This window comes from Pseudomonas sp. PVC-5-1 (assembly GCF_057444345.1).
In genome coordinates this window covers 3,235,866-3,260,389 of the sequence record NZ_CM172024.1, presented here as the reverse complement: position 1 = coordinate 3,260,389, position 24,524 = coordinate 3,235,866, and the positions used below count along the sequence as shown (strand labels likewise).

The window sequence follows — 24,524 nt, the reverse complement described above, 5'->3', positions numbered from 1 at the left end:
GGCAGGGAGGTGCGTCTCAAGAGGTGGCGGCGGCGAGGGCCGAAGCGCCGTCGGCGGCAGGGTTCTTCAAGGTATCGGCCTGGGAAATCAAGTCCTGGCTTTCCAGTGTGGCGGTTTTGACCACGGTCGGCTTTGTCGCGGCGTCGGTCAGGAAGTCGATCACCCGCATCATCGCTTCAGGCGGGTCCTGGCGCTTCAAGGTCGTGTTGAAGGCGTAGCGGGCGCGGGTGTCAGTCTTGCGGGTTTGCGTGGACTTGTGGCTGACGCTGCCTTTCACGTTGAGCCTGAACGGCCCCCAACCCAGCGAACCGCTTGCCTCGGCGCTCATGTCCTTGCTGGAAACGTCTTCCGACATCTGGTTGATGACCAGCTCGAACTCGACGTTGCCTTCTTCGATGGAGATGTTCGGGTGGGTGATGGCTGCCACCAGCGGCACTTTCATGGTCTTGCTGACCACGCCCTTGTACTCGCCTTGTTCGTCGACGATGGTTTCGTCGTAGTCGAACTGGATGGCCACGGCCTTGCCGTCCTGGACGCACACCTGCATCAGGAAGTCGGCGTAGGATTTGCTGGCGGTGACCTGGGCCTGGACCATGGCCTGCAGGGGGCCTGCGATCATGCGGTCCATCGGCAAGGCATTGATTACGGAACCGATGAGGCTGTTATCTATCGACATTGCTGGGTTCTCTTCTGGTTGGGTTCAAAACGTGGCCGTCAATGGTGGTGACGATGCCGGGGCTTCAGCGCGCGCAAGGTTCTTGCCGGCGGATGTTGCCAATCTGGCGCAGGCTCAGGCCGTACTTGTCAGCGAGCAGGCTGCGTGACAGGCCGCTGGCGCTTTCCTTCTGGATCTGCAGGTTGCGCAACTGGCGCATGAAATGGTCAGCCTTGGGGATTTCCAGGGCGACACCGGCAAAGCGCTTGATCAGCGCGTCGAGCGCTTCGGGCGGCAGCACGTCGGCAAGCTTGGTGCGCTCGCGGTGCTTGGGGATGTACTTGGGCCTGCCGCCGTAGGCGCAGGTCAGCTGGTAGGCGTTGTCGATGCCGATGCAGTCGATCAGGGCCTGCAGCGAGTGGGGCAGTTGGCTGATATCGATGTGGCTCAAGTCTGGCATTTGCATATGGCGCTCCTTCGGGACGGATGGGCTGTGCTACCCGATCACCAGCGGCGTTATGTCGAAGGTGTGACTGGATTTTCTGTGACAGCCGAGGCATGTCGCTAGGCGGCATATGGGTTGGGGGTTGTAGCTTCCGCGAACAGGTTTTGCAGGCAGCGATATCCGGCGTTGTAGGACATGGCTTCAACATCTGGCTGTAGCGGGTGATTTCCCATCAGCTCACTCCTTGTGTTGCGCGCTGGGTGTGATAACCATCAATCACACGGATAGCTGCTCAACAGGCTGGCGCTGCGCAGGTAGGCCTGAGGGGAGTCGCGCATGCCTTGTGGCAGCGTGCGCCAATCGACCAGCAGGCACAGGGCATGCAGCGGCTGCCCGTCACGCTGGCCGATGACCTGGTCGGCAAAGCGGCGGCGATACAGTGCCTGGGTCTGCTGTTGCGCTTGTACCCGGTCGGCCTGGGCCAGGGTTTGCCGGGCCAGCTCTGGCAGTTGCGCCTGGGGGGCAGTGAAATGCACCGACGCACCTTTTGCCTGCAGGTAACCGGCCTGGCGCACGCGCTGCCACAGTTGTTGCCATTGGCTGGCGCCAGCTTGGGCAGCCAGTTCGCGGCCCAGTTCGAGCAGTTGCTCGGCCGAGGTCTGGCGGGTGTCCAGCGCATGAAGGGAAAAGGGGGTCAGCAATAGCGACGCGAACAGAAGGGGTTTGTACATGGTGCCTCCGGCATGGGTGCTTGGGAGCCCCATGCTTTCAGGCAGGCGCCGCCCCACCCAGCAGGAAATGCAGCGCCGGGGCCGGTGGCCGTTGTATCATTGCCGCGGCTCGTTGCGAGCCATTTGCCCCTGATGTTGCAAGGAACCTTCGATGACACACGTGCAGCGCCTCAAATACTCCCTTCTGATCATCCTGGTGGTACTGGGCCTGATGCTGGGCCTGTCCCACCTGCAGAAGCAGGGCACGATCAGTGAGCAGACCTTCCAGATGCTGGCCATCGCCATCGCCGTGGTGGTCGTGGTGATCAACGGCATCCTGCGGCGCAAGGTCAAACCCTGACTTTGGCTGGCCGGCCAGGTATGGCCGGCCATGCGCTCAGCGCAAAGGCGTTCGTTCCAGCACGGCGCGCGCCTGGGGGTCGAGGCTGTAGCATTTGTCGCTGCCCAGCTGGATGACGCCCTCGCTGCACAGCCGCTTGAGCACTTCGCGCACGCTGAGGAACGACAGCGGGATATCCAGCTGTTCCAGCTGCGCGTGCACGCCGCGCACGCCAATGCTGCGGCCATTGCGGTCGGCGGCGTGCAAGGCATCGATGACCTTGAGGCGGATCAGACTGGTACGCAGGCCGAAACTGCGCAACAGCTCGCGGATCTGTTCGTTGCCGATGCGTTCGTCAGCAAAAACGTCCTGTTCCCTGGGCGCTTTGCCTGGGACGCGCCCAGCCTGGATCGAGGTTTGCGGGTTGTACATGTGAATGCTCCTTTTCGTGGACGAACCCGAAATTTGGGTGCCTCACTTACTAGGACGAATGAGAACGGAAAAACTGCAGCCCACTCGCAAAAAAAATCTGGTTCTGTTCAAGACGTTCCATTGCCTTGTAATACGTAAAATTTTCATTTGGCCATTCGTCTGATCGGGATGATCCCCGAAGCCGAGGAGTGCCTGTGTTTCCACTTTCCCGTCCCATGACTTGCGCTGGCCTGGCCGCCGCCCTGGTAGCCTTCAGCGTTGGCGCAGTGCCGGTGCAGTCCGCCGCAGCCGATGCCAGTGCGCAGATTCGCCGAACCACTTACGGTGTGCCGCACATCGTGGCCAAGGACGAGCGCGGCCTGGGTTATGGCATCGGCTACGCCTACGCCCAGGACAACTTGTGCCTGCTGGCCAATGAAGTGCTGACCGTGAGTGGCGAGCGCTCACGCTACTTCGGTGCCAAGGGCAAGACCCTTGAGCAGCGTGACAACCTGGCCAGCGACGTATTCTTCACCTGGCTCAACACTCCGGCGGCAGTCGATGCGTTCTTGCAGGCGCAGCCGGCGCCGGTACGGGCGCTGCTGGCAGGCTATGCCAGCGGGTTCAACCGGGCGCTGGCCGAGCGCCGCAGCCAGGGGTTGCCCGCCGAATGTGGCACCGGCGAGTGGCTGCGGCCGATCAGCAGCGAGGACCTGGTCAGGCTGACCCGTCGGCTGCTCGCCGAAGGCGGTGTCGGGCAGTTCGTCGAAGCGCTGGCCGGGGCGCAACCGCCAACGCAGGCCAGCCAGCCGGCGCCGGCAGGGTTTGCCGCGGCGCTGGCCAGGCAACAGCGTTTTGCCACGGAGCGCGGTAGCAATGCGGTGGCTGTCGGGGCCCGGCGTTCGGCCAATGGCCGCGGTCTGTTGCTGGCCAACCCGCACTTCCCGTGGATGGGCGGCATGCGTTTCTACCAGATGCAACTGACCATTCCCGGCCAGCTCGATGTCATGGGGGCGGCATTGCCGGGCCTGCCGGTGGTCAACATCGGCTTCAACCAGCATCTGGCCTGGACGCACACCGTCGATACGTCGAATCACTTCACCCTGTACCGCCTGCAACTCGACCCCAAGGACCCGACCCGCTACCTGCTCGATGGCAAGTCGCTGCCGTTGGCCCGGCAAACCGTCAGTGTTGCGGTAAAGGCCGAGGATGGCAGCCTGAGCCAGGTGCAGCGCCAGGTCTACAGCTCGCAATTCGGCCCGGTGGTGCAATGGCCGGGGCGCCTGGACTGGGATGCACATGCTGCCTACAGCCTGCGCGACGCCAACCTCGAGAACACCCGGGTGTTGCAGCAGTGGTACCAGATCAACCGTGCCGACAGCCTGGCTACGTTGAAAGGCTCGATCGAACAGCTGCAGGGTATTCCCTGGGTCAACACGCTGGCGGTAGACCCGGCAGGCAAGGCCTTGTACCTGAACCAGTCAGTGGTGCCTTATGTGGATCAGCAACTGCTGAGTGCGTGCAGCAACCCGCAGGCGCAGGGGCGCCTGGTGGTACTGGATGGCTCACGCAGCGCATGCCAGTGGAAGGTCGATGCGCAGGCCGCACAGCCGGGGATTTTCCCTGCGCGGCTGCTGCCGAGCCTGGAGCGCGAGGATTTCGTGCAGAACTCCAACGACCCGGCCTGGATGGCCAACCCGGCGCAGCCGCTGACCGGTTATTCGCCGCTGGTCAGCCGCAGTGATCAGCCGCTGGGCATGCGTGGCCGCTTTGCCCTGCAACGCCTGCAGGGTACGGCCCGCCTGGACGCTGACGACCTGCAGCGCATGGTGACCGATGACGAGGTCTACCTGGCCAGCCTGCTGCTGCCTGACCTGCTGCAGTGGTGCAAGGGCGCCGAGGCGGATGTGCGGGCCGTATGCAGCAGCCTGGCGGCCTGGAATGGCAAGGCTGACCTGGACAGTGGCATTGGGCTGATACATTTCCAGAACCTGTACGATGCCCTGGCCGAGCACCCGCAAAGCTGGCGGGTGGCCTTTGACCCTGCCGATCCGCAGCACACCCCGCGCGGGTTGGCGGTCGAGCAGGCGGCCGTGCGCAAGCTGTTGCATCAGGCCGCATTGGCGTCGCTCGAGCAGGTGCGTGACAGCGGTATGGCAGGGGAGGTGCGTTGGGGGCAGGTGCAACAGGCGGGCGATGGTACGCCGGTGCCGGGTGGCCCGCAGGCGTTGGGCGTGTACAACGCGATCTACAGTGTGCCGCATGGGCAGGGCAAGCGGTTGGTGGTCAGTGGTACCAGCTACCTGCAACTGGTCAGTTTTACCGACCAGGGGCCAGAGGCCCGTGGGCTGCTGGCGTTTTCCCAGTCCAGTGAAGCGGCTTCGGTGCATGCCAGTGACCAGACCAAGGCGTTTGCAGCCGGGCAACTGGCGGTGATTCCATTTACCGAGGCGCAGATCAAGGCTGACCCGGAGTACCGGGAAGTGGTGATCAGTGAGCGGGACAAGGGGGCGGTGGTCCAGCAGTAGGGCATACCGGCCTCTTCGCGGGCTCGCCCGCTCCCACAGGTACCGCACCGCTTGCAGCCTTGGTGCAGTACCTGTGGGAGCGGGCATGCCCGCGAAGAAGGTGCCTCGGTCGGTCAGGAAAACTCGAACGGCGCCAGCTGAAAGCCTTGCTCGTCAACCTGCAAGGCCCAGCCTCGGCGGTCCCAGTCGCCCAGCACGATACGCCGTGCCGGTTGCCCGTCGACCACCAGCTTGTGTATCGCCGGCCGATGGGTATGCCCATGCACCAAGGTACGTACACCATGCGCCGCCATTACCTTCGGCACTTCCTCTGGCGTGACATCGACGATCTCGGTGGACTTCATCCGCGTTTGCGAGCGGCTTTCGCTGCGTAGCTTGCGTGCCAGCTTGTAGCGGGCCGACAGCGGCAGGTGCCGCAACACCCACAGGCTCAGCGGGTTGCGCAGCAAGCGGCGCATTTTCATGTAGGCCAGGTCGCGGGTGCACAAGGTATCGCCATGCATCAGCAGCACCTGCTCGCCACCCAGCTCGATCACGCTGGGGTCGTGCAGCAACGTGCAGCCCGCAGCGTCGCAGAAGGCTTGGCCGATCAGGAAATCACGGTTGCCATGCATCAGGTAGATGGCCGTGCCGCTGTCACTCAGCCGACGCATGGCCTGGCAGACCGACTGCTGGAAGGGCGTCATGGCATCGTCGCCGATCCAGGCTTCGAAAAAGTCGCCAAGGATGTACAACGCCTTGGCGTGGCGGGCACGGCCATCGAGCAGATCAAGAAACGCCCGGGTAATGTCCGGGCGTTCTTCTTGCAAGTGTAGATCGGAGATCAGCAGGATCACTCAACGATCTCGGCTTTCTCGATGATCACGTCGTCCTTCGGCACGTCCTGGTGGCCAGCCTTGGAACCGGTGGCGACCTTTTCGATGGCGTCGACGATTTCACGGCCTTCGATCACTTCGCCGAATACCGCGTAGCCCCAGCCCTGAACGTTCTTGCCGCTGTGGTTGAGGAAGTCGTTGTCGGACGAGTTGATGAAGAACTGCGCCGAGGCGGAGTGCGGCTCCATGGTACGGGCCATGGCGATGCTGTACTTTTTGTTCTTCAGGCCGTTGTCGGCTTCGTTCTGGATGCTGGCGCGGGTCTTCTTCTGGCTCATGCCAGGCTCGAAGCCGCCGCCCTGGATCATGAAGCCCTTGATCACGCGGTGGAACACGGTGCCATTGTAGTGGCCGTCCTTGACGTACTGAACGAAGTTTTCGGTAGTCAGCGGCGCTTTCTCGGCGTCCAGTTGCAGGACGATGTCGCCGTGGTTGGTGCTCAGTTTGACTTTGGACATGCTGAAACTCGCTCTTTCAAGGCAATCGGAATTAGGGTGCGCAGGGCGCGGGTCATCACCTGACGCAGGATCAGGCGATCGCGACACATGGCGCGCACTGGCCATTTTGCCAGGCTGCGGCAAAAAGCCGTGATAAATCACGCCAGTTTGTCCGGGCCCGACTGTCAGCAGCTTGACTGCTTCGGCTATGATAGGCCCTTTGATTCAATCGGCCTACCCAGGCCGGACACGTGCATTCAAGGATCCTATGAGCAAGCCCACTGCCGACAACGCGCCCAACGCCGCTGCCAAAGGCGCCCCCGCTGTCCCTGCGAATTTCCTGCGGCCGATCATCCAGGCCGACCTGGACTCGGGCAAGCACAGCAGCATCGTCACCCGTTTCCCGCCGGAGCCCAATGGCTACCTGCACATCGGTCACGCCAAGTCGATCTGCGTCAACTTCGGCCTGGCCAAGGAATTCGGGGGCGTCTGCCACCTGCGTTTCGACGATACCAACCCGGCCAAGGAAGACCAGGAGTACATCGACGCCATCCAGAGCGATGTCAAGTGGCTGGGCTTCGACTGGGCCGGCGATGTGCGCTACGCCTCCGACTACTTTGACCAGCTGCACGACTGGGCGGTCGAGCTGATCAAGCGTGGCAAGGCCTACGTCTGCGACCTTACCCCCGAGCAAGCCAAGGAATACCGTGGCAACCTCAAGGAGCCGGGCAAGAACAGCCCGTTCCGCGAGCGCAGCGTTGACGAGAACCTCGACCTGTTCGCGCGCATGAAGGCCGGCGAGTTCAAGGATGGCGAGCGCGTGCTGCGGGCCAAGATCGACATGGCCTCGCCGAACATGAACCTGCGTGACCCGATCCTGTACCGTATCCGCCATGCCCACCACCACCAGACCGGTGACAAGTGGTGCATCTACCCGAACTACGACTTCACCCACGGCCAGTCGGACGCCATCGAGGGCATCACCCATTCGATCTGCACCCTGGAGTTCGAAGGCCATCGTCCGCTGTACGACTGGTTCCTCGACAACCTGCCGGTGCCGGCGCACCCGCGCCAGTACGAGTTCAGCCGCCTGAACCTGAACTACACCATCACGTCCAAGCGCAAGCTCAAGCAGCTGGTCGACGAAAAGCACGTCGAAGGCTGGGACGACCCACGCATGTCGACCCTGTCCGGCTTCCGTCGCCGTGGCTACACCCCGGCTTCGATCCGCAACTTCTGCGAAATGATCGGCACCAACCGTTCCGACGGCGTGGTCGACATGTCGATGCTCGAGTTCAGCATTCGTGACGACCTGGACCGCACCGCACCGCGCGCCATGTGCGTGCTGCGCCCGCTGAAGGTGGTCATAACCAACTATCCGGAAGGCCAGGTCGAGCAGCTCGAACTGCCGCGCCACCCGAAGGAAGACATGGGCGTGCGCGTGCTGCCGTTCTCCCGTGAACTGTACATCGACCGCGACGACTTCATGGAAGAGCCGCCGAAGGGCTACAAGCGCCTGGAACCGGCCGGTGAAGTGCGCCTGCGCGGCAGCTACGTGATCCGCGCCGACGAGGCGATCAAGGATGCCGACGGCAACATCGTCGAGCTGCGCTGCTCGTACGACCCGGACACCCTGGGCAAGAACCCGGAAGGCCGCAAGGTCAAGGGCGTGATCCACTGGGTACCGGCCGAGGGCAGCATCGAGTGCGAAGTGCGCCTGTACGACCGCCTGTTCCGCTCGCCGAACCCGGAAAAGACCGAGGAGGGCGGCAGCTTCCTGGACAACATCAACCCAGGCTCGCTGCAGGTGCTCAGCGGCTGCCGCGCCGAGCCGTCGCTGGCCCAGGCGCAGCCCGAGGACCGTTTCCAGTTCGAACGCGAAGGCTACTTCTGCGCCGACCTGAAGGACAGCCAGCCGGGCCGCCCGGTGTTCAACCGCACTGTCACCCTGCGTGACTCCTGGGGCAGCTGAGGAACCGCCGTGCTTACCATCTACAACACGCTGAGCAAAACGAAGGAAACCTTCAAGCCGCTGGATGGCAACAAGGTGCGCATGTACGTGTGCGGCATGACCGTGTACGACTACTGCCACCTGGGCCATGGCCGCAGCATGGTGGCCTTCGACCTGGTCACCCGCTGGCTGCGCAAGAGCGGCTACGAGCTGACCTACGTGCGCAACATCACCGACATCGATGACAAGATCATCAACCGGGCCAACGAGAACGGCGAAAGCTTCGATGCCCTGACCGCCCGCATGATCGACGCGATGCACGAAGACGAGCGCCGCCTGAACATCCTGCCGCCGGACCAGGAGCCGCGTGCCACCGACCATATCGCCGGCATGCACGCGATGATCCAGACCCTGATCGACAAGGGTTATGCCTATGCCCCGGGCAATGGTGACGTGTACTACCGCGTCGGCAAGTTCGTCGGCTACGGCAAGCTGTCGCGCAAGAAGATCGAAGACCTGCGCATCGGTGCCCGTATCGAGGTCGACGAAGCCAAGCAGGACCCGCTGGACTTCGTGCTGTGGAAGGGCGTCAAGCCGGGCGAGCCGAGCTGGGAGTCGCCATGGGGCCCGGGGCGTCCGGGCTGGCACATCGAGTGCTCGGTGATGTCCACCTGCTGCCTGGGTGAAAGCTTCGACATCCACGGCGGCGGTAGCGACCTGGAGTTCCCGCACCACGAGAACGAGATCGCCCAGAGCGAGGCGGCCACCGGCAAGCAGTACGCAAACGCCTGGATGCACTGCGGCATGATTCGTATCAATGGCGAGAAGATGTCCAAGTCGTTGAACAACTTCTTCACCATTCGCGACGTGCTCGAGAAGTATCACCCGGAAGTGGTGCGCTACCTGCTGGTGGCCAGCCACTACCGCAGCGCGATCAACTACTCGGAAGACAGCCTGCGCGATGCCAAGGGCGCGCTGGAGCGCTTCTACCACGCCCTGCGTGGCTTGCCACGGGTGGCGGCCAAGGGTGGCGAAGAGTTTGTCGAGCGCTTCAGCGTGGCCATGAACGACGACTTCGGCACCCCCGAAGCCTGCGCCGTGCTGTTCGACCTGGTGCGCGAGATCAACCGCCTGCGCGAAAGCGACGTGGAGGCTGCTGCCGGCCTGGCCGGTCGCCTGCGCGAGCTGGGTGATGTGCTGGGGGTGCTGCAGCTGGAAGCCGATGACTTCCTGCGTGCCGGTGCCGAAGGCAAGGTGGATGCCGCTGAGGTCGAGGGCTTGATCCAGGCGCGCCTGCAGGCGCGTGCGGACAAGAACTGGGCCGAGTCCGACCGCATTCGCGACCAGCTGACTGCCATGGGTGTGGTGCTGGAAGACGGCAAGGGTGGGACTACCTGGCGTCTGGCCGACTGATCGATGTCACTGGGGCTGCTGCGCAGCCCATCGCCGGCAAGCCAGCTCCCACAGGAACCGCGCAATACTGAAGAACTGTGCAGTCCCTGTGGGAGCTGGCTTGCCGGCGATGGGCCGCATAGCGGCCCCAGCTTCTATTTGGCTAGCCCGGCGAGCGGGCAGTGCAGTACCAGCCTCGCCCCGCCCAGCTCGCTTTCCCCCACCTCCAGCCCGAACCCATGCAGGTCGACGATCGCCGCAACGATCGACAACCCCAGCCCGAACCCCGCATGGCGGTGGCCTTCATCGCTACGGTAGAAGCGCTTCAGCACCGCCGCACGTTCCTCTTCCGGAATACCCGGCCCGCTGTCCTCGATGGCCAGGTGCAGCCCTTTGTCGTCCTGCGTCGCCGTTATCCGCACCAGCCCACCCTCGGGCGTGAACTTGATGCCGTTGCCCACCAGGTTGGCCAGTGCCTCGAACAGCAGTTCGCGGTCACCATGCAATGCCGGCAGTTCGGCCGGCTGCTGCAGTTCCAGGCGGATGCCGCCATCTTCTGCCAACGGCAAGTAAAAGTCGTGCAGCTCGACCAGCAACTCGTGCGGGTCAAGCTGGACGAAACCGGCCCGCCGCTGGCGGTCTTCCAGTTCGCTGATGCGCAACAACCCGCGAAAACGCGCCATCAGGGTGTCGGTTTCGCTAATGGCCTGGTCCAGTGCCTCGGCCTGGGTGGAGTCAGCGTCACTTTGCTGGCGAATGCGGTACAGCTGGGCGCGCAGGCGCGTGAGCGGGGTGCGCAGGTCGTGGGCGATGTTGTCACACACGCCCTTGACCTCGTGCATCAGCCGCTCGATGCGGTCGAGCATGGCGTTGACGATGGCTGCCAGCATGTCCAGCTCGTCGCGCCGGGCCGACAGCGGCAGGCGGTGGGTAAGGTCACCGGCGACGATCAGTTCGGCCTGGGCCTGGATCGCGCGGATACGCTTGAGTGGGCGGCGCCTCAGCAGGTACCAGCCGGCAAAGCCCGGGATCAGGGTCAGCGATATCCCCCAAAGCAGGGCATGCAGGATGATCCGGGTCACCACGAACAGCGAGCCGTTGTCGCGCACCAGCACCAGCCAGCGGCCATCCTGCACCTTGATCGCCACCGCGTCGCAGCTGTCACGCGGCATGTGCGGGTCGTCGGCGTCCAGGCAGCGCTTGAGTTCGTGAACCTTGCCGTCCAGCCCCAGCTCTGGCGGGATGGCGCGAATGCGCCCGCCGATCGGGTTGAGCTGGTTGTCGAACAGGCCGTAGGCGTCGAAGCTGCGCTCCTCGAAGGCCTGGCTGGCGACCAGGGCGTCGTCCAGCTGTTTGCCGCTCATGTGCGCGAACAGGTGCTGGCGCTGCAGCATCGAATGGCGGGTGAGTTTGTTCAGGTAGCTGGACACCTCGAAGTACAGCACCCCCATGAGGATGCTGCTCCAGGCCACGAACAGAAAGCTGTACAGCGCCAGCAGGCGGCTGGTCGAGGAGCTCCAGCCCTTAGACGGGTTCAGCAATGGCATAGCCGGAGCCCCGTACCGTACGGATCAGCGGCGACTGGCCGGGCGAGTCGATTTTCTTGCGCAGGCGACCGATGTGTACGTCGATCAGGTTGGTGCCCGGGTCGAAGTGGTAGCCCCAGACTTCCTCGAAAATCATCATCCGCGTGATCACCTGGCCGCTATGGCGCATCAGGTACTCCAGCAGCTTGTACTCGGTGGGCAGCAGGTTGAGGGTCTGTTCGCCACGGCGGGCTTCGTGGCTGATCAGGTCCAGTTGCAGGTCGGCGACCTGCAGGCGGGTCTGGGTCATGGGTACGCTGTTGCGGCGCAGCAGCACTTCGACCCGCGCGGCCATCTCGTCGGAGGCGAACGGTTTGGTCAGGTAGTCGTCACCCCCGGCACGCAGGCCGCGCACCCGCTCGTCGACGTCGGAGAGGGCGCTGATCATCAGGATCGGCGTGGCAATCTTGAGGTTGCGCAGCGTGGTGACGATGGTCAGGCCATCGACCTCGGGCAGCATGCGGTCCAGGGTGATCAGGTCGTAGCCGCCGGCAATGGCCTTGGCCAGGCCTTCACGGCCATTGTCGGCCCAATCCACCTCAAGGCCGTGGCTGGTAAGTTCGGCGACGATTTCCTGGCCGGTGACGGCGTCGTCTTCGATAGTCAGTACGCGAGGCATGCTGGTTCCCGGGCATCTATTGGAGACTTGATTGTGCCAAAGAATAGCCAAACGGCGATTTAAGAAAAATTCATCTGGCGCGTTTTGCCTGCCCTGGCCCTATCGCCGGCAAGCCAGCTCCCACAGAGACCCCACAGGCCCCGAAGGCAGCGCAGTACCTGTGGGAGCTGGCTTGCCGGCGATAGGGCCCTGAGGGATACAAAGCAACCCTCTAGCGTGCGCCGATACCCTCGGCATGCATGATCTGCGCAATGATCGGCACCGGGGTCATCAGGTGCGAGCGCATCATGGCACTGGCGCGCTTGGCGTCCCGGGCCAGAATCACTTCCACCAGAGCCGCATGCTCCTGGCGCTTGAGCTCCAGGGCCTGTTCGGAAAACACCGTCTGGGTCAGCCACAGGTGCCGGTAGCGCTCGGCCTGGTCGAACAGGTAAGTGCGCGCCTGCAGCAGGTGCTTGGAGCCGCAGCCCGAGGCAATGGCCGTGTGGAACGCCTTGTGCCGTTCGTCCCACACATCCAGGCGCTGCTCGCGGGTCTTCACTTCCACCACCTTGGCCAGGGTATGCGAGTGGGCCAGTACCGACGCCTCCCAGGCGTCGTCGCCACGCTCGATGGCCAGGGTGATGATCATCGCCTCCAGGTTGGCGCGGGCATCGTAGATGTCGTTCATCTCGTCCAGCGACATGGGCGCCACACGGTAGCCCTTCTGGCTGATCGCGTTGACCAGGTGCTCGGCCACCAACTGCGACAGTGCTTCGCGCAGCGGGCCCACGCCCAGGTCGTAGCGCTCCTTCAGGGTGCTCATCAGCAGCTTTTCGCCGGGTTTGAACACGCCGCGGATGATGTCCTTCTTGAGCCTCTCATACCCGCTGAATGCTGAGTTTTGTCGGGGGGCGAGCGCTTCCAAGGTCCTGTTCCTCAAACGGTTTTGACGATCATACCGAAAGCGTTCGCCGGCGAAAAACAATGGACAAAAATACATTCTGTCTTTGGAAAATAAAAATGTAGACATTTTGCGTTTATGGCGATAATTTTAGCTCGCCCGCACTGATCCAGGTCATGCCCGGACGGCGCTACTCATTTTTTCTGCCAGGACACTGCCATGAACGCTTTTACGCAGATCGACGAACTTGTGATGCCACTGCCGCTCGAGCCGCGTGGTTACACCATCGCCCCTTCGAAACAGTCGCCGCGCCTGCTTGAGCTCACCTTTGCCCGCGAAACGGTCGAAGCGTTCGTCCAGGCTGTTGCCCAGTGGCCGGTGCAGGCGCTGGAGTACAAGTCGTTCCTGCGCTTCCGGGTTGGCGAGATCCTCGACGAGCTGTGCCAGGGCACCCTGCGGCCGGTGCTGCTCAATACCATCCTCAACCGCGCCAGCGGCGGCATGCTGATCACCCCGGTCGGCCTGGATGACGTGAGCCAGGCCGAGGACATGGTCAAGTTCACCACCGCCTGCGCACACCTGATCGGCCGCTCCAACTACGACGCCATGAGCGGCCAGTTCTATGCCCGCTTCGTGGTGGTCAACACCGACAACTCCGACAGCTACCTGCGCCAGCCGCACCGGGTCATGGAGCTGCACAACGACGGCACCTTCGTCAACCAGATCACCGACTACGTGCTGATGCTGAAGATTGACGAAAAGAACATGGAAGGCGGCAACTCGCTGCTGCTGCACCTGGACGACTGGGAGCAGTGCGACGAATTCTTCCGCCACCCGCTGGCCCGTCGCCAAATGCGCTGGACCGCACCGCCGAGCAAGAAGGTGTCCGAAGATGTGTTCCACTCGGTATTCGACACCGATGCCGAAGGCCGCCCGACCATGCGCTACATCGACCAGTTCGTGCAGCCGGAAAACTACGAGGAGGGCATCTGGCTGAACGCCTTGTCCGAATCGCTGGAAGGCAGCGAGAAGAAGCTTTCGGTACCGGTCGGTGTGGGTAGCTTCCTGCTGATCAACAACCTGTTCTGGCTGCATGGCCGCGACCGCTTCACGCCGCATGAAGGCCTGCGCCGCGAGCTGATGCGCCAGCGCGGTTACGTGGCCTTCCCCAAACCGCTGTACCAGCGCGGGCAATAATGACAGGGCGCGGGGCGGGCGCCCGCCCTCGCGTCTTTGCACAAAACGATGCCACCAGGGCCCGCGCGGGCCTTGGTGAGCCAGTCAGGCAATGCCTGCGTGTGAGGTAAGGCTGTGTACGATTTCATCATCATTGGCGGTGGCATTGTGGGCATGTCCACGGCCATGCACCTGATCAAGGTCTACCCGGATGCGAAGATTCTCCTGCTGGAGAAAGAGTCCGGCCCGGCCCGCCACCAGACCGGCCACAACAGCGGCGTGATCCACGCCGGCGTGTATTACACCCCCGGCAGCCTCAAGGCGCGCTTCTGCCTGGAAGGCAACAAGGCCACCAAGGCTTTCTGCACCCAGCACGGTATCCGCTTCGATGAATGCGGCAAGCTGCTGGTGGCTACCAACGACCTGGAAATGCAGCGCATGAAGGCGCTGTGGGAGCGCACCGCGGCCAATGGCCTGGAGCGCTACTGGCTGTCGGCGGCCGAACTGCGCGAGCGCGAGCCCAATATCGTTGGCATGGGCGGCATCTTCGTGCCCTCCAGCGGTATCGTCAATTACGCTGAAGTGACTGCGGCCATGGGCGCCGAGTTCCAGCGCGCCGGCGGTGAGATCCGCTATGGCGCCGAGGTGGTTGGCCTGCAGGAGCTGGCCAGCGAAGTGGTCGTGCGCACGCGTGGTGACCATCATGACGATGAGTTGCGCAGCCGTTTCCTGGTGACCTGCTCGGGCCTGATGGCCGACCGCGTGGTGAGCATGCTGGGCCTGCGGACCGAGTTCGTCATCTGCCCGTTCCGTGGCGAGTACTACCTGCTGCCCAAGCAGCACAACCAGATCGTCAACCACCTGATCTACCCGATTCCCGACCCGTCCATGCCGTTCCTGGGGGTGCACCTGACTCGCATGATCGACGGCACCGTGACCGTTGGCCCCAACGCCGTGCTGGCAATGAAGCGCGAGGGTTACCGCAAGCGTGATGTCAGCCCAGCCGACCTGTTCCAGACCCTGACCACCCCCGGCATCCTCAAGGTGCTGGCGAAGAACTTCCGCCCAGGCCTGATCGAGATGAAGAACTCGCTGTTCAAGGGTGGCTACCTCAAGCAGGTCCAGAAATACTGCCCGAGCATCACCAAGGCCGACCTCACGCCTTATCCGGCCGGCGTGCGTGCCCAGGCCGTATCGCGTGACGGCAAGCTGATCGACGACTTCCTGTTCGTCAACACCGCTCGCAGCGTCAACGTGTGCAACGCACCGTCGCCGGCCGCTACCTCCGCCATCCCGATCGGCGCGTACATCGTCGACAAGGTATGCGAGCAGGTTGGCCGCCAGGGCGGCAGTTTCCCCAAGGCCGACCTGGCGCCTCGTCAGCGGGCTGCCGGCTGACCTGCCCGTAATACGCCCTGCGGTTTCGTTTTCCTCAACCCGTACTGCCCTACTCACCATCTGGGGCAGGGCGGGCTTTTTCGCGCCTGCGTCGGTGACGTGCAAGCCGGCGGCCCCAGCGTGGGCATGACAAAAACAACAAGGTAGCGCCATGCAAACCCACAAGAACAATTTGAGTCATGGATTGAAATCCCGGCATGTCACCATGCTGTCCATTGCCGGCGTGATCGGTGCCGGCCTGTTCGTCGGCTCCGGCCGTGCGATTGCCGAGGCAGGGCCCGCCACCATCCTGGCCTATATCCTGGCCGGCGCGCTGGTGGTGCTGGTGATGCGCATGCTGGCCGAAATGGCCGTTGCTTCACCGGACACCGGTTCGTTCTCTACCTATGCCGACCTCGCCATCGGCAAATGGGCCGGCTACACAATCGGCTGGCTGTATTGGTGGTTCTGGGTACTGATCATTCCCATCGAGGCCAATATCGCCGCCACCATCATCAATTCCTGGGTCCCGCAGCTGGAGATCTGGGTCTTGTCGTTGGTGATTACCCTGTTGCTGACCGCCACCAACCTGTTCAGCGTGAAGAACTACGGTGAGTTCGAGTTCTGGCTGGCGTTGGTCAAGGTGGTGGCCATTGTCGGCTTCATCGCGCTGGGGGTATGCGCCATCTTCGGCCTGCTGCCAGGCTCCGGTGTCAGCGGCGTGTCGCGCCTGTGGGACAGTGGCGGCTTCATGCCCAACGGTTTTGGTGCGGTGCTGAGCGCCATGCTGATTACCATGTTCTCGTTCCTCGGCGCCGAAGTGGTGACCATTGCCGCAGCCGAATCGGATGAAGCGGGCAAGCATATTTCCAAGGCCACCAACTCGGTGATCTGGCGGATCACGCTGTTCTATATCCTGTCGATATTCATCGTCATCGCGCTGGTGCCGTGGACTGACCCGCGCCTGGCCACCGAAGGGTCCTATGTCACGGTGCTGGACACCCTGGGCGTGCCGAATGCCAAGGCGATCATCGACTTCGTGGTGCTGACGTCGGTGACCAGTTGCCTCAACTCGTCGCTGTATACCGCTTCGCGCATGGTCTACTCGCTGAGCCGCCGCGGTGATGCGCCGGCCTGCGCCCAGGTGACCAGCCGCAGCGGCACCCCCGTGGTGGCTGTACTGCTGTCCACAGGCGCAGCTTTCCTGGCGGTGATTGCCAATTACCTGGTCCCGGCCAAGGTGTTCGGCTTCCTCATGGCAAGCTCCGGCGCCATTGCCCTGCTGGTGTACCTGGTGATCGCCGTTTCCCAGCTGCGCCTGCGCCAGCGCCTGACTGCACAGGGCAAGACGTTGGGCTACCGCATGTGGCTGTTCCCATGGCTGACCTGGGGTGTGATCCTGTTCATCAGCGGCGTGCTGGTACTGATGCTGTTCCGCCCGGATCACCGTCTGGAAGTAGTATCGACCATGGTGCTGGCGGTACTGGTGGTGTGTTCGGGCCTTCTGGTCACACGGCGCCGGGCGCGCGAGGCGGTGGTTGGCAGCGTAGGGCAGGGCGCTTGAGTCGCTCGGCCTGAAGACAGACGAGCAAGTCGCATCAGGCTGTGAGAGGATGTCCGCCATCACAGCCAGGACCCCGAACGCAGCCTGATGAAGACACCCAAAAGAATCGAACCCCTGATCGAAGACGGCCTGGTCGACGAAGTACTGCGGCCGTTGATGAGTGGCAAGGAAGCCGCCGTGTATGTGGTGCGCTGTGGCAGCCAGGTGCGCTGCGCCAAGGTTTATAAAGAAGCCAACAAGCGCAGTTTCCGCCAGGCTGCCGAGTACCAGGAGGGCCGCAAGGTTCGCAACAGCCGTCAGGCCCGGGCCATGGCCAAGGGCAGCAAGTACGGCCGCAAGGAAGCCGAAGACGCCTGGCAGAACGCCGAAGTGGCGGCGCTGTTCCGTCTGGCCGGCGCTGGCGTTAGGGTTCCCAGGCCCTACGATTTCCAGGACGGCGTGCTGTTGATGGAGCTGGTGACCGATGCCGACGGTGACGCGGCCCCGCGCCTGAACGACGTACATCTCGAGGCCGAGGAAGCCCGGGCGTACCATGCCTTCGTCATTCGCCAGATCGTGCTGATGCTGTGTGCCGGGCTGGTGCATGGCGACCTGTCGGAGTTCAACGTGCTGCTTGGCCCGGACGGGCCGGTGATCATCGACTTGCCGCAGGCGGTGGATGCAGCGGCCAACAACCATGCCTTCAGCATGCTGCAGCGCGATGTGGCCAACATGGCCCATTATTTCGGGCGCTTTGCGCCGGAGCTGAAAAGTACCCGGTATGCGCAGGAAATGTGGGCCTTGTACGAGGCGGGCGAACTGCGCCCGGACAGCCCACTGACGGGGTTGTTCGAGGATGACGAGCAGGCGGCTGACGTGGCCGGGGTGATGCGCGAAATCGATGCGGCCCGGCTGGAGGATGCGCGCCGGCGCGCCGCGCGGGCCGAGGCTGAGCATGGGGCGGCCAGGGCAGAGGAGCCTGCGCCGCCCTGGCTTCAGTAAAATGTTGCCTTGAGGGCTGCACAGTTCTCTGTAGGAGCAGCCTTGTGCTGCGAAGAGGCCTGCAAGGTAACACATCACCTTCGGCTGTAATGGCCCCTTCGCAGCACAAGGCTGCTCCTACAGGACCTGCGCATGCCTTGAAGGCAAGGCCAGGGCTTGCCAGCGATAGGGCCATTGCAGGCTTGTTGCTGTTGACGCAAAACAATATCTCGTCATCCGGCCTTTTCACTGGCGCGCGACAGGCATAAGGTATACGCCGTTCAAATTCCCTGGAGCTGTCATGTCCAACCAATTCCCGTCCGTTCGTCCACGCCGCCTGCGCCAGAACGAGTCCCTGCGCACGATCTTCCAGGAAACCGAGTTCCGCCTTGAAGACCTGATCCTGCCGATCTTCGTCGAAGAGGGTATCGATGACTTCGTGCCGATCACCAGCATGCCGGGCGTCAACCGCATTCCCGAGAAGCTGCTGGCCCAGGAAATCGAGCGCTATGCCCGCGCTGGTATCAAGTCGGTGATGACCTTTGGCGTTTCGCACAACCTGGACGCCGTCGGCAGCGACACCTGGAACGAAAACGGCCTGGTCGCGCGCATGTCACGCATCTGCAAGGACACCGTGCCGGAAATGGTGGTGATGTCCGACACCTGCTTCTGCGAATACACCAGCCACGGCCACTGCGGCGTACTGCACGACCACGGTGTGGACAACGACGCCACCCTGGCCAACCTGGGCAAGCAGGCGGTCATCGCCGCTGCTGCCGGTGCCGACTTCATTGCCCCGTCGGCGGCGATGGACGGCCAGGTCCAGGCCATCCGCAGCGCGCTGGATGGTGCCGGCTTCCACGACACCGCGATCATGGCCTATTCCACCAAGTTCGCCTCGTCGCTGTATGGCCCGTTCCGTGAAGCCGGTGGTACCGCGCTGAAGGGCGACCGCAAGAGCTACCAGATGAACCCGATGAACCGCCGCGAAGCCGTGCGCGAGTCGCTGCTCGACGAGCAGGAAGGCGCCGATGTACTGATGGTCAAGCCGGCCGGTGCCTACCTCGACGTGATCGCCGATATCCGTGCCGCCTCGCGCCTGCCGCTGGCGGCGTACCAGGTGAGCGGCGAGTACGCGATGATCAAGTTCGGTGGCCTGGCTGGCGCCATCGATGAAGGCCGGGTGGTGCGTGAAAGCATTGGCGCGATCAAGCGTGCCGGTGCCGACCTGATCCTCACCTACTTCGCCATGGACCTGGCCCGCGAAGGCATCTGACCGCGAGCCGTTGCCCATGCAAGCCGCTGCCATCGCAGCGGCTTTTCTTTACCTGCGCCGCAACCGGTGAGGAAAAACACAAAAAAACCGTAAGCGCTGAATTATTTAGTGTCCCGTTGTATCTCATCCCTTAGAGCATTCATCGACAGGGATACGGACATGAAACCTCGCAAGAAAAGCATCCAGCCAATCGGCCTGAAGGACATCACCATCGTCGACGACGGCAAGATGCGCAAGGCAATCACCGCGGCGGCACTGGGCAATGCCATGGAGTGGTTCGACTTCGGCGTCTACGGCTTCGTCGCCTACGCCCTGGGCAAGGTTTTCTTCCCCAATGCCGACCCAAGCGTGCAGATGATCGCGGCGTTGGCCACGTTCTCGGTGCCGTTTCTGATCAGGCCTCTGGGCGGGCTGTTCTTCGGTGCCTTGGGCGACCGGTTCGGGCGGCAGAAAATCCTCGCTGCGACCATCGTGATCATGTCGCTCAGCACCTTTGCCATCGGCCTGATACCGTCCTATGCCAGCATCGGTATCTGGGCGCCGATCCTGTTGCTGCTGGCCAAGATGGCCCAGGGCTTCTCGGTGGGGGGCGAGTACACCGGCGCGTCGATCTTCGTCGCCGAATATGCCCCGGACCGAAAACGGGGGTTTCTCGGCAGTTGGCTGGACTTCGGCTCGATTGCCGGGTTCGTGCTGGGTGCCGGTGTGGTGGTGTTGATCTCTACGGTGCTGGGTGAGGACAAGTTCCTCGAATGGGGTTGGCGCCTGCCGTTCTTCCTCGCCTTGCCGCTGGGCATCATCGGCCTGTACCTGCGCCATGCCCTGGAGGAAACGCCGGCTTTCCAGCAGCATGTCGACAAACTGGAGCAGGGCGACCGCGAAGGCCTGGCGTCCGGGCCCAAGGTGTCCTTCAAGGAGGTCGCCACCCAACACTGGCGCAGCCTGGTGACCTGTATCGGTGTGGTAATCGCCACCAACGTCACCTACTACATGCTGCTCACGTACATGCCCAGCTACCTGTCGCACAACCTGCACTACAGCGAAGACCATGGCGTGCTGATCATCATCGCGATCATGGTCGGCATGCTGTTCGTGCAGCCGATGATCGGGCTGCTCAGCGACAAGTTCGGCCGCCGACCGTTCATCATCGTCGGCAGCGTCGGCCTGTTCGCGCTGGCTATTCCGGCATTCATGCTCATCAACAGCGGCGTACTGGGGGTGATCTTTGCCGGGCTGCTGATCATTGCCGTGCTGCTGAACTTCTTCATCGGCGTGATGGCCTCGACGCTACCGGCAATGTTCCCCACGCATATCCGCTACAGCGCCCTCGCCAGCGCCTTCAACATCTCGGTGCTGATCGCCGGCCTCACCCCGACCATCGCCGCCTGGCTGGTGGAGAGTACTGGCAACCTGTACATGCCGGCCTATTACCTGATGGTGATCGCCGCCGTGGGGCTGGTCACCGGCCTGACCATGAAGGAAACCGCCAACAAGCCGCTGCGCGGCGCGGCACCGGCAGCATCGGATATCGAGGAAGCGCGTGAGCTGCTGCAGGAGCACCACGACAACATCGAACAAAGGATAGAGGACATCGATGCGCAGATTGCCGAACTGGAGGCCAAGCGCAAGTTGCTGGTGCAGCAGCACCCGCGCATCGAGTGATCAGTGTGGCATGTAGCCACGCTGCCATGTTCGTGGAATGAACCGCGAGACCAGGGCCAGCACGCAGGCCAGCGAGCAGCTGCCGGCTAGCGCCTGCAGGCCCAGGTGGTGCTGCAGCCAGGCACCCAGCGCGGCGCCCAGCAGCATGCCGGCCCAAGGCACCAGTTGCACCCGCCAGCCATTGCGCCGCTCGCCCAGCAGCCAGCGCCCCAGCCCACGACCGAAGCGTGACAGGGCGCCGGTGACGTAGGTCAGGCCGATGGGCAGGCCGTTCACCTGTTCGACCACGGCGTTGATCATGCCCATGGCCAGTGTGGCGGCGAGCAGCGCGGGCAAGGTCGCTGCCAAGGGCCATGCGGCTGCAAAGCCCAGCAGGGCGGCGACCACCAGCAGCACCGGCCAGGCCCGACGACGGAACGCGCGCGCCAGCAGCACGCCCAGGGCGTTGCCGATGACGAAGCTCAGCACTGCAGCACTCAGGCGCAGCACCAGGGCCAGGTCCGCATCGCTGATGGCGACGGCCAGACGCGTGGTGTTGCCACTCATGAATGACACGAAGTCGCCCAGCGCCAGCAGGCCGATGGCATCGGTCATGCCGGCCAGTACGGACAGGCCGGCGACCAGGCCGAGGCCGACACGACCACGCAGAATCTGCAGGCGCAGCCGCTTGGCAGTGCGCGCGGGGAGGGTGTTGGGCAGCATCCTCGGGAACTCAGCGAGGCATTTCGCGGGCCAGGGTGCTCTTGATCGTGCGCTCCACCACATCGACCAGCACCATTGTCTGGTGGTCCACTTCGATGTTGAGCAGTTCGCCGGCCTTGTAGCTGGGGAAGGTGGTCTGGCGCAGGGTTTCCGGGATCAGGTTGATGGTGATCACGTTGTCCTCGGCATCGGCTACGGTCAGGCTGCAGCCGTTGACCCCGATGAAGCCGCGCGGGAACACGTACTTGCCCCATTCCGCTGGCATGCGGAACTTGATGAAGGCGCCGGTTTCCTTGATCGACAGCTCGACGATTTCGGCGGTGGTGGCGATGTGGCCGGCCATCAGGTGGCCGCCGACTTCGGCGTTCATCTTCGCCGAGCGTTCGATGTTGACGCCCTGGCCGGCCTTGAAGTTGCGCAGGTTGGTGCGCTCGAGGGTGGCGGTCATGGCGTCGAACCTGACCTGGGTGCCGTTGATTTCGGTGACCGACAGGCAGGTGCCTTCGACACTGACGCTGGCGCCGATCTTCAGCTCGTCGAGCAATTCCGGGGTGAGGTCTATGGTGAACTGGTTGTGGCCCGGGTAGGTGGTCACATCAAGCAGAGGGCGGACGGCCTGGACGATGCCGGTGTACATGGAGTTGCTCCTGGGCACGGAAAAGAAAACTTCCGAACGCTATGCCCGTGGAGCGGTAAAAGCAAGCCAGCCATTGGTCAGGATACTGGAAACCCACAGGAGTCGCGTGGCTGCCGTTCAGAGCTTCACCGGCGAAGGCAATGGGGCAAATCCAACTCAGACATGCCCACTGCTGTTGACGATCCGCAGGCACAGCGCCTCATACGGGTCCAGGTTCACCATCAGCCGCCCATCCTCGGTCAAATCCCCTTCGACCGTTTCATTGATCATGTCCACCACCGGCCCCGGCGTGAACCCGGTCAGTTGCAGCTCCTCGGCAATCACTTCCTGGCCAAAGTTCAGCGCAGTGATCTGGATGCCACGCCCGGCCGGCAGCTCATGCACCATCACCAGCAAGCCGGGGCTGCTGACTTCGGGCACCAGCACCTGGCGGCTGGTGGCAATGCCATAGGCCTGGCGCACCGCCAGCAGCTTCTTCACCTTGCAGGCAAACGAATCGCCGTTCTCCAGCTGGCTGTCCAGGCTGCCATACAGCGCCCGGGCTCGGGGCATGCCACGCACAGACGTCTGGGCCTGCGGCTCCAGCCCGGCCAGGTCGTAGCCGCCGCGGTGAATCCAGCGGGTATCGCCATCCAGCATCCGCTGGGCGACCGCTTCGGCTGGCAAGGGCAGGGCGCCTACCAGGTCCCAGCCGGACAGCGCCACCACACCCGGCTGCATGGCGTTGTACATGACCAGCAGCAGGTGCACCTTCTGGATCAGCTCGATTTCTGCCACCCCGATCTGCCCAAGGTCGCGGATACCCAGCGCGGCAGCGATCAGGCTGGCCGTGGTACAGGCTATGCCATTGGTGACGAAGCGCAGGTTGTATGGCGCATGCTCGCCCGACAGCCGTTCGTAGATCTCTTCGCGGATGTGCTCGCGCAGGATGCCGCCGGGCAAGGTCTGGCCTTTGTACAGGTACATGTCGTGGGCATGCAGGGTCCAGAAATGCACCAGCTCCACGGTCAGCTCGTCGTGGTTCTGCAAGGCATGGATCAGCGAGGCCGGGTCGATGCCGAAAGCATGCATCTCCTTGAGCATCAGGCGCAGGAACTCGGTGTCGCCAGTCAGCAGCGCATGCTGGTAGGCCGGCCGGGTAATGAAATCGTAGGACAGGTCGGCACCGCCCCTGGACATCTGCGCGATGTCGTCGAGGGTCAGGTTCAGTTCCTGGAAGCTGAAACCGCCGGCCTTGCGGATCATGCCGCCGATCAGTTGGTTGCCGACGATCGACAGCGGGTGGCTTTCCGACCAGGCAGTGCCGCTGGCGCGGGTCTCCACACCGAGAAAACCGTTGGCATCCAGGCGCAGGCCACGTGCACCCAGGCAGTCCAGGGCGTGCAGGGCATCGCCAATGATCATCTGCTGGGCGGCGAAGGTCGGGTCCAGCCAGTTCAGCGATGGCTGGCCTTCCTTGAAGTAGTGCAGGTACACCCAGCGCCGGGTCTTGCCATCTACACCGGTCACCGGCGGCGTGGCGCTCCAGTCGGTTTCCTTCACACCTGGTTCGAAGAAGATAACCCGTTGCAGCTGGCCGACGATGTAATGGCGGGCCTTGAGCTCGTCGCACTGGGCCGGCAGCAGGTTGACCGCGTCGCGCCCGGCAGGCACTTCGGGCAGCAGCGGCCAGTCTTCCTCGCGGATTTCGACCATGTGGTACAGCCCCGGATAGGGACCGTAGGCCAGCTCGGCCAGGCGAAAGTCGGCGCCCTTGCCCGTGTGCGAGGGGATCAGGTCGTCGATGGTCACGGCGTTGTGCGCGGCGGCCATGCGGCTCATCTGGATCAGCTCCTGCTCGCTGCCGTACAGCGGATCGATGTCGAAACTGATGCGGTCGAAGTTGCCGTCCACGCTGGGGGTGAGTTCACGGCCACGAATGCCGCCGGATAACTTGATCGGGCCGGTGTGCAGGCCCTGAATGCCGATCTCCGACAAACGCTTCCACAGCGCCTCGTGGCCCAAGGCGCCAAGCACCGAACAACCTTCGGGGGCGATGATGGCATCGGGGTAGACGGTCAGCCAGACCGAAGCGATTTCAGTGGCGCGGCGGGGCTGCGCTTCGGCGTAGGGCTGTTGCCACAGGCGCGACTGGCCCGAGTACAGGTGGGTGCGTTGCTGGGAGGCCTTGAGCATGGCGCGGTCTTCGAGCCATTTGACGTATGACGGGTCGGGTTGGGTCATTTCGCGTCCTCTTTGCGTGTCGGCAGCGGCTCAGGTTATGACGGCTGTGGCGGCTGATCGTTCGGCTTGAGATTGCTTTTGGCTGTTTCGCGGGCGCGCCCGCTCCCGCCGGATC

General features: G+C 63.4%; 22 protein-coding genes. 10 read left to right on the top strand and 12 right to left on the bottom strand.

Annotated elements, in window-relative coordinates; translation table 11 throughout:
- Window positions 1–16: 16 nt before the first annotated feature.
- The 3 genes from AC2T3R_RS14760 to AC2T3R_RS14750 form a co-directional block, all read right to left on the bottom strand.
- Window positions 17–676: a DUF2589 domain-containing protein gene (locus tag AC2T3R_RS14760; protein ID WP_015270636.1), complete on the bottom strand. Its 660-nt coding sequence runs from the start codon at window positions 674–676 to the stop codon at window positions 17–19.
- Between the two features lie 64 nt (window positions 677–740).
- Window positions 741–1,121: a Mor transcription activator family protein gene (locus AC2T3R_RS14755; protein WP_015270635.1), complete on the bottom strand. Its 381-nt coding sequence runs from the start codon at window positions 1,119–1,121 to the stop codon at window positions 741–743.
- Window positions 1,122–1,372: 251 nt separating this feature from the next.
- Window positions 1,373–1,831, bottom strand: a complete 459-nt coding sequence (locus AC2T3R_RS14750) for a hypothetical protein (RefSeq protein ID WP_015270634.1) — start codon at window positions 1,829–1,831, stop codon at window positions 1,373–1,375.
- 151 nt (window positions 1,832–1,982) lie between these two features.
- On the opposite strand from AC2T3R_RS14750, the gene AC2T3R_RS14745 reads away from it, so the two are divergent.
- A complete protein-coding gene (locus tag AC2T3R_RS14745; RefSeq protein WP_003248064.1) occupies window positions 1,983–2,171 on the top strand; it encodes a hypothetical protein in 189 nt (62 codons plus the stop codon).
- Between the two features lie 36 nt (window positions 2,172–2,207).
- Here AC2T3R_RS14745 and AC2T3R_RS14740 read toward each other — a convergent pair whose 3' ends face one another.
- Window positions 2,208–2,582 (bottom strand): fe2+ zn2+ uptake regulation protein, encoded by a 375-nt coding sequence (locus AC2T3R_RS14740; protein ID WP_191472591.1) that lies wholly within the window; start codon window positions 2,580–2,582, stop codon window positions 2,208–2,210.
- A gap of 194 nt (window positions 2,583–2,776) precedes the next feature.
- On the opposite strand from AC2T3R_RS14740, the gene pvdQ reads away from it, so the two are divergent.
- The gene (gene pvdQ / locus AC2T3R_RS14735) at window positions 2,777–5,089 is read left to right on the top strand and encodes a bifunctional acylase PvdQ (protein ID WP_309668634.1); all 2,313 of its coding nucleotides are present in this window, start codon (window positions 2,777–2,779) and stop codon (window positions 5,087–5,089) included.
- Between the two features lie 113 nt (window positions 5,090–5,202).
- Here the strand turns inward: pvdQ and AC2T3R_RS14730 are convergent, their stop codons facing one another.
- On the bottom strand, window positions 5,203–5,925 hold the full coding sequence (locus AC2T3R_RS14730; protein ID WP_013972909.1) for a UDP-2,3-diacylglucosamine diphosphatase: 723 nt from the start codon (window positions 5,923–5,925) through the stop codon (window positions 5,203–5,205).
- Window positions 5,922–6,422, bottom strand: a complete 501-nt coding sequence (locus AC2T3R_RS14725; RefSeq protein WP_003259195.1) for a peptidylprolyl isomerase — start codon at window positions 6,420–6,422, stop codon at window positions 5,922–5,924. The genes AC2T3R_RS14730 and AC2T3R_RS14725 overlap by 4 nt, the downstream gene beginning before the upstream one ends.
- Window positions 6,423–6,669: 247 nt before the next feature.
- Between AC2T3R_RS14725 and AC2T3R_RS14720 the strand changes: the two genes are divergently transcribed.
- Both AC2T3R_RS14720 and cysS read left to right on the top strand, forming a co-directional pair.
- Window positions 6,670–8,373, top strand: a complete 1,704-nt coding sequence (locus tag AC2T3R_RS14720) for a glutamine--tRNA ligase/YqeY domain fusion protein (protein WP_015270632.1) — start codon at window positions 6,670–6,672, stop codon at window positions 8,371–8,373.
- A 9-nt stretch (window positions 8,374–8,382) separates the two neighbouring features.
- Window positions 8,383–9,765, top strand: coding sequence for a cysteine--tRNA ligase (gene cysS, locus AC2T3R_RS14715; protein WP_013972907.1), 1,383 nt, complete (start codon window positions 8,383–8,385; stop codon window positions 9,763–9,765).
- 134 nt (window positions 9,766–9,899) lie between these two features.
- On the opposite strand, the gene AC2T3R_RS14710 is transcribed toward cysS, so the two are convergent.
- From AC2T3R_RS14710 to csiR, 3 genes are all read right to left on the bottom strand, one after another.
- The gene (locus AC2T3R_RS14710; protein WP_309668631.1) at window positions 9,900–11,291 is read right to left on the bottom strand and encodes a sensor histidine kinase; all 1,392 of its coding nucleotides are present in this window, start codon (window positions 11,289–11,291) and stop codon (window positions 9,900–9,902) included.
- Window positions 11,269–11,949, bottom strand: a complete 681-nt coding sequence (locus AC2T3R_RS14705) for a response regulator transcription factor (protein WP_013972905.1) — start codon at window positions 11,947–11,949, stop codon at window positions 11,269–11,271. Before AC2T3R_RS14705 ends, AC2T3R_RS14710 begins: the two co-directional genes overlap by 23 nt.
- 211 nt (window positions 11,950–12,160) lie before the next feature.
- Window positions 12,161–12,856 carry a DNA-binding transcriptional regulator CsiR gene (gene csiR / locus AC2T3R_RS14700; protein WP_015270630.1) on the bottom strand — a complete coding sequence of 232 codons (696 nt, stop codon included), beginning with the start codon at window positions 12,854–12,856 and terminating at the stop codon, window positions 12,161–12,163.
- Window positions 12,857–13,051: 195 nt separating this feature from the next.
- Between csiR and glaH the strand changes: the two genes are divergently transcribed.
- The 6 genes from glaH to proP all read left to right on the top strand — a co-directional run bounded on the left by glaH (window position 13,052) and on the right by proP (window position 20,847).
- The gene (glaH, locus tag AC2T3R_RS14695) at window positions 13,052–14,029 is read left to right on the top strand and encodes a glutarate dioxygenase GlaH (protein ID WP_015270629.1); all 978 of its coding nucleotides are present in this window, start codon (window positions 13,052–13,054) and stop codon (window positions 14,027–14,029) included.
- Between the two features lie 114 nt (window positions 14,030–14,143).
- Window positions 14,144–15,406, top strand: a complete 1,263-nt coding sequence (gene lhgO / locus AC2T3R_RS14690) for an L-2-hydroxyglutarate oxidase (RefSeq protein WP_003260140.1) — start codon at window positions 14,144–14,146, stop codon at window positions 15,404–15,406.
- Window positions 15,407–15,557: 151 nt separating this feature from the next.
- The gene (gene gabP, locus AC2T3R_RS14685; RefSeq protein ID WP_023661037.1) at window positions 15,558–16,949 is read left to right on the top strand and encodes a GABA permease; all 1,392 of its coding nucleotides are present in this window, start codon (window positions 15,558–15,560) and stop codon (window positions 16,947–16,949) included.
- An 87-nt stretch (window positions 16,950–17,036) separates the two neighbouring features.
- A complete protein-coding gene (locus AC2T3R_RS14680; RefSeq protein ID WP_191472598.1) occupies window positions 17,037–17,930 on the top strand; it encodes a PA4780 family RIO1-like protein kinase in 894 nt (297 codons plus the stop codon).
- 280 nt (window positions 17,931–18,210) lie between these two features.
- Window positions 18,211–19,185, top strand: coding sequence for a porphobilinogen synthase (hemB, locus tag AC2T3R_RS14675; protein WP_013972900.1), 975 nt, complete (start codon window positions 18,211–18,213; stop codon window positions 19,183–19,185).
- 159 nt (window positions 19,186–19,344) lie between these two features.
- The gene (gene proP, locus AC2T3R_RS14670; protein WP_015270626.1) at window positions 19,345–20,847 is read left to right on the top strand and encodes a glycine betaine/L-proline transporter ProP; all 1,503 of its coding nucleotides are present in this window, start codon (window positions 19,345–19,347) and stop codon (window positions 20,845–20,847) included.
- On the opposite strand, the gene AC2T3R_RS14665 is transcribed toward proP, so the two are convergent.
- The 3 genes from AC2T3R_RS14665 to treS form a co-directional block, all read right to left on the bottom strand.
- On the bottom strand, window positions 20,848–21,549 hold the full coding sequence (locus AC2T3R_RS14665; RefSeq protein WP_013972898.1) for a YoaK family protein: 702 nt from the start codon (window positions 21,547–21,549) through the stop codon (window positions 20,848–20,850).
- Between the two features lie 10 nt (window positions 21,550–21,559).
- Complete coding sequence (locus AC2T3R_RS14660; protein WP_015270625.1) at window positions 21,560–22,186, bottom strand: riboflavin synthase; 627 nt, start codon at window positions 22,184–22,186, stop codon at window positions 21,560–21,562.
- A gap of 156 nt (window positions 22,187–22,342) precedes the next feature.
- Window positions 22,343–24,409: a maltose alpha-D-glucosyltransferase gene (treS, locus tag AC2T3R_RS14655; RefSeq protein WP_015270624.1), complete on the bottom strand. Its 2,067-nt coding sequence runs from the start codon at window positions 24,407–24,409 to the stop codon at window positions 22,343–22,345.
- Window positions 24,410–24,524: the final 115 nt, after the last annotated feature.

Bases quoted from the DNA above. Each gene is read 5' to 3' on its own strand.
- AC2T3R_RS14760 (WP_015270636.1), bottom strand. From the start codon at position 676: ATGTCGATAGATAACAGCCTCATCGGTTCCGTAATCAATGCCTTGCCG.
- AC2T3R_RS14755 (WP_015270635.1), bottom strand. From the start codon at position 1,121: ATGCAAATGCCAGACTTGAGCCACATCGATATCAGCCAACTGCCCCAC.
- AC2T3R_RS14750 (WP_015270634.1), bottom strand. From the start codon at position 1,831: ATGTACAAACCCCTTCTGTTCGCGTCGCTATTGCTGACCCCCTTTTCC.
- AC2T3R_RS14745 (WP_003248064.1), top strand. From the start codon at position 1,983: ATGACACACGTGCAGCGCCTCAAATACTCCCTTCTGATCATCCTGGTG.
- AC2T3R_RS14740 (WP_191472591.1), bottom strand. From the start codon at position 2,582: ATGTACAACCCGCAAACCTCGATCCAGGCTGGGCGCGTCCCAGGCAAA.
- AC2T3R_RS14725 (WP_003259195.1), bottom strand. From the start codon at position 6,422: ATGTCCAAAGTCAAACTGAGCACCAACCACGGCGACATCGTCCTGCAA.
- AC2T3R_RS14720 (WP_015270632.1), top strand. From the start codon at position 6,670: ATGAGCAAGCCCACTGCCGACAACGCGCCCAACGCCGCTGCCAAAGGC.
- AC2T3R_RS14710 (WP_309668631.1), bottom strand. From the start codon at position 11,291: ATGCCATTGCTGAACCCGTCTAAGGGCTGGAGCTCCTCGACCAGCCGC.
- AC2T3R_RS14705 (WP_013972905.1), bottom strand. From the start codon at position 11,949: ATGCCTCGCGTACTGACTATCGAAGACGACGCCGTCACCGGCCAGGAA.
- glaH (WP_015270629.1), top strand. From the start codon at position 13,052: ATGAACGCTTTTACGCAGATCGACGAACTTGTGATGCCACTGCCGCTC.
- gabP (WP_023661037.1), top strand. From the start codon at position 15,558: ATGCAAACCCACAAGAACAATTTGAGTCATGGATTGAAATCCCGGCAT.
- AC2T3R_RS14680 (WP_191472598.1), top strand. From the start codon at position 17,037: ATGAAGACACCCAAAAGAATCGAACCCCTGATCGAAGACGGCCTGGTC.
- hemB (WP_013972900.1), top strand. From the start codon at position 18,211: ATGTCCAACCAATTCCCGTCCGTTCGTCCACGCCGCCTGCGCCAGAAC.
- proP (WP_015270626.1), top strand. From the start codon at position 19,345: ATGAAACCTCGCAAGAAAAGCATCCAGCCAATCGGCCTGAAGGACATC.
- AC2T3R_RS14665 (WP_013972898.1), bottom strand. From the start codon at position 21,549: ATGCTGCCCAACACCCTCCCCGCGCGCACTGCCAAGCGGCTGCGCCTG.
- AC2T3R_RS14660 (WP_015270625.1), bottom strand. From the start codon at position 22,186: ATGTACACCGGCATCGTCCAGGCCGTCCGCCCTCTGCTTGATGTGACC.
- treS (WP_015270624.1), bottom strand. From the start codon at position 24,409: ATGACCCAACCCGACCCGTCATACGTCAAATGGCTCGAAGACCGCGCC.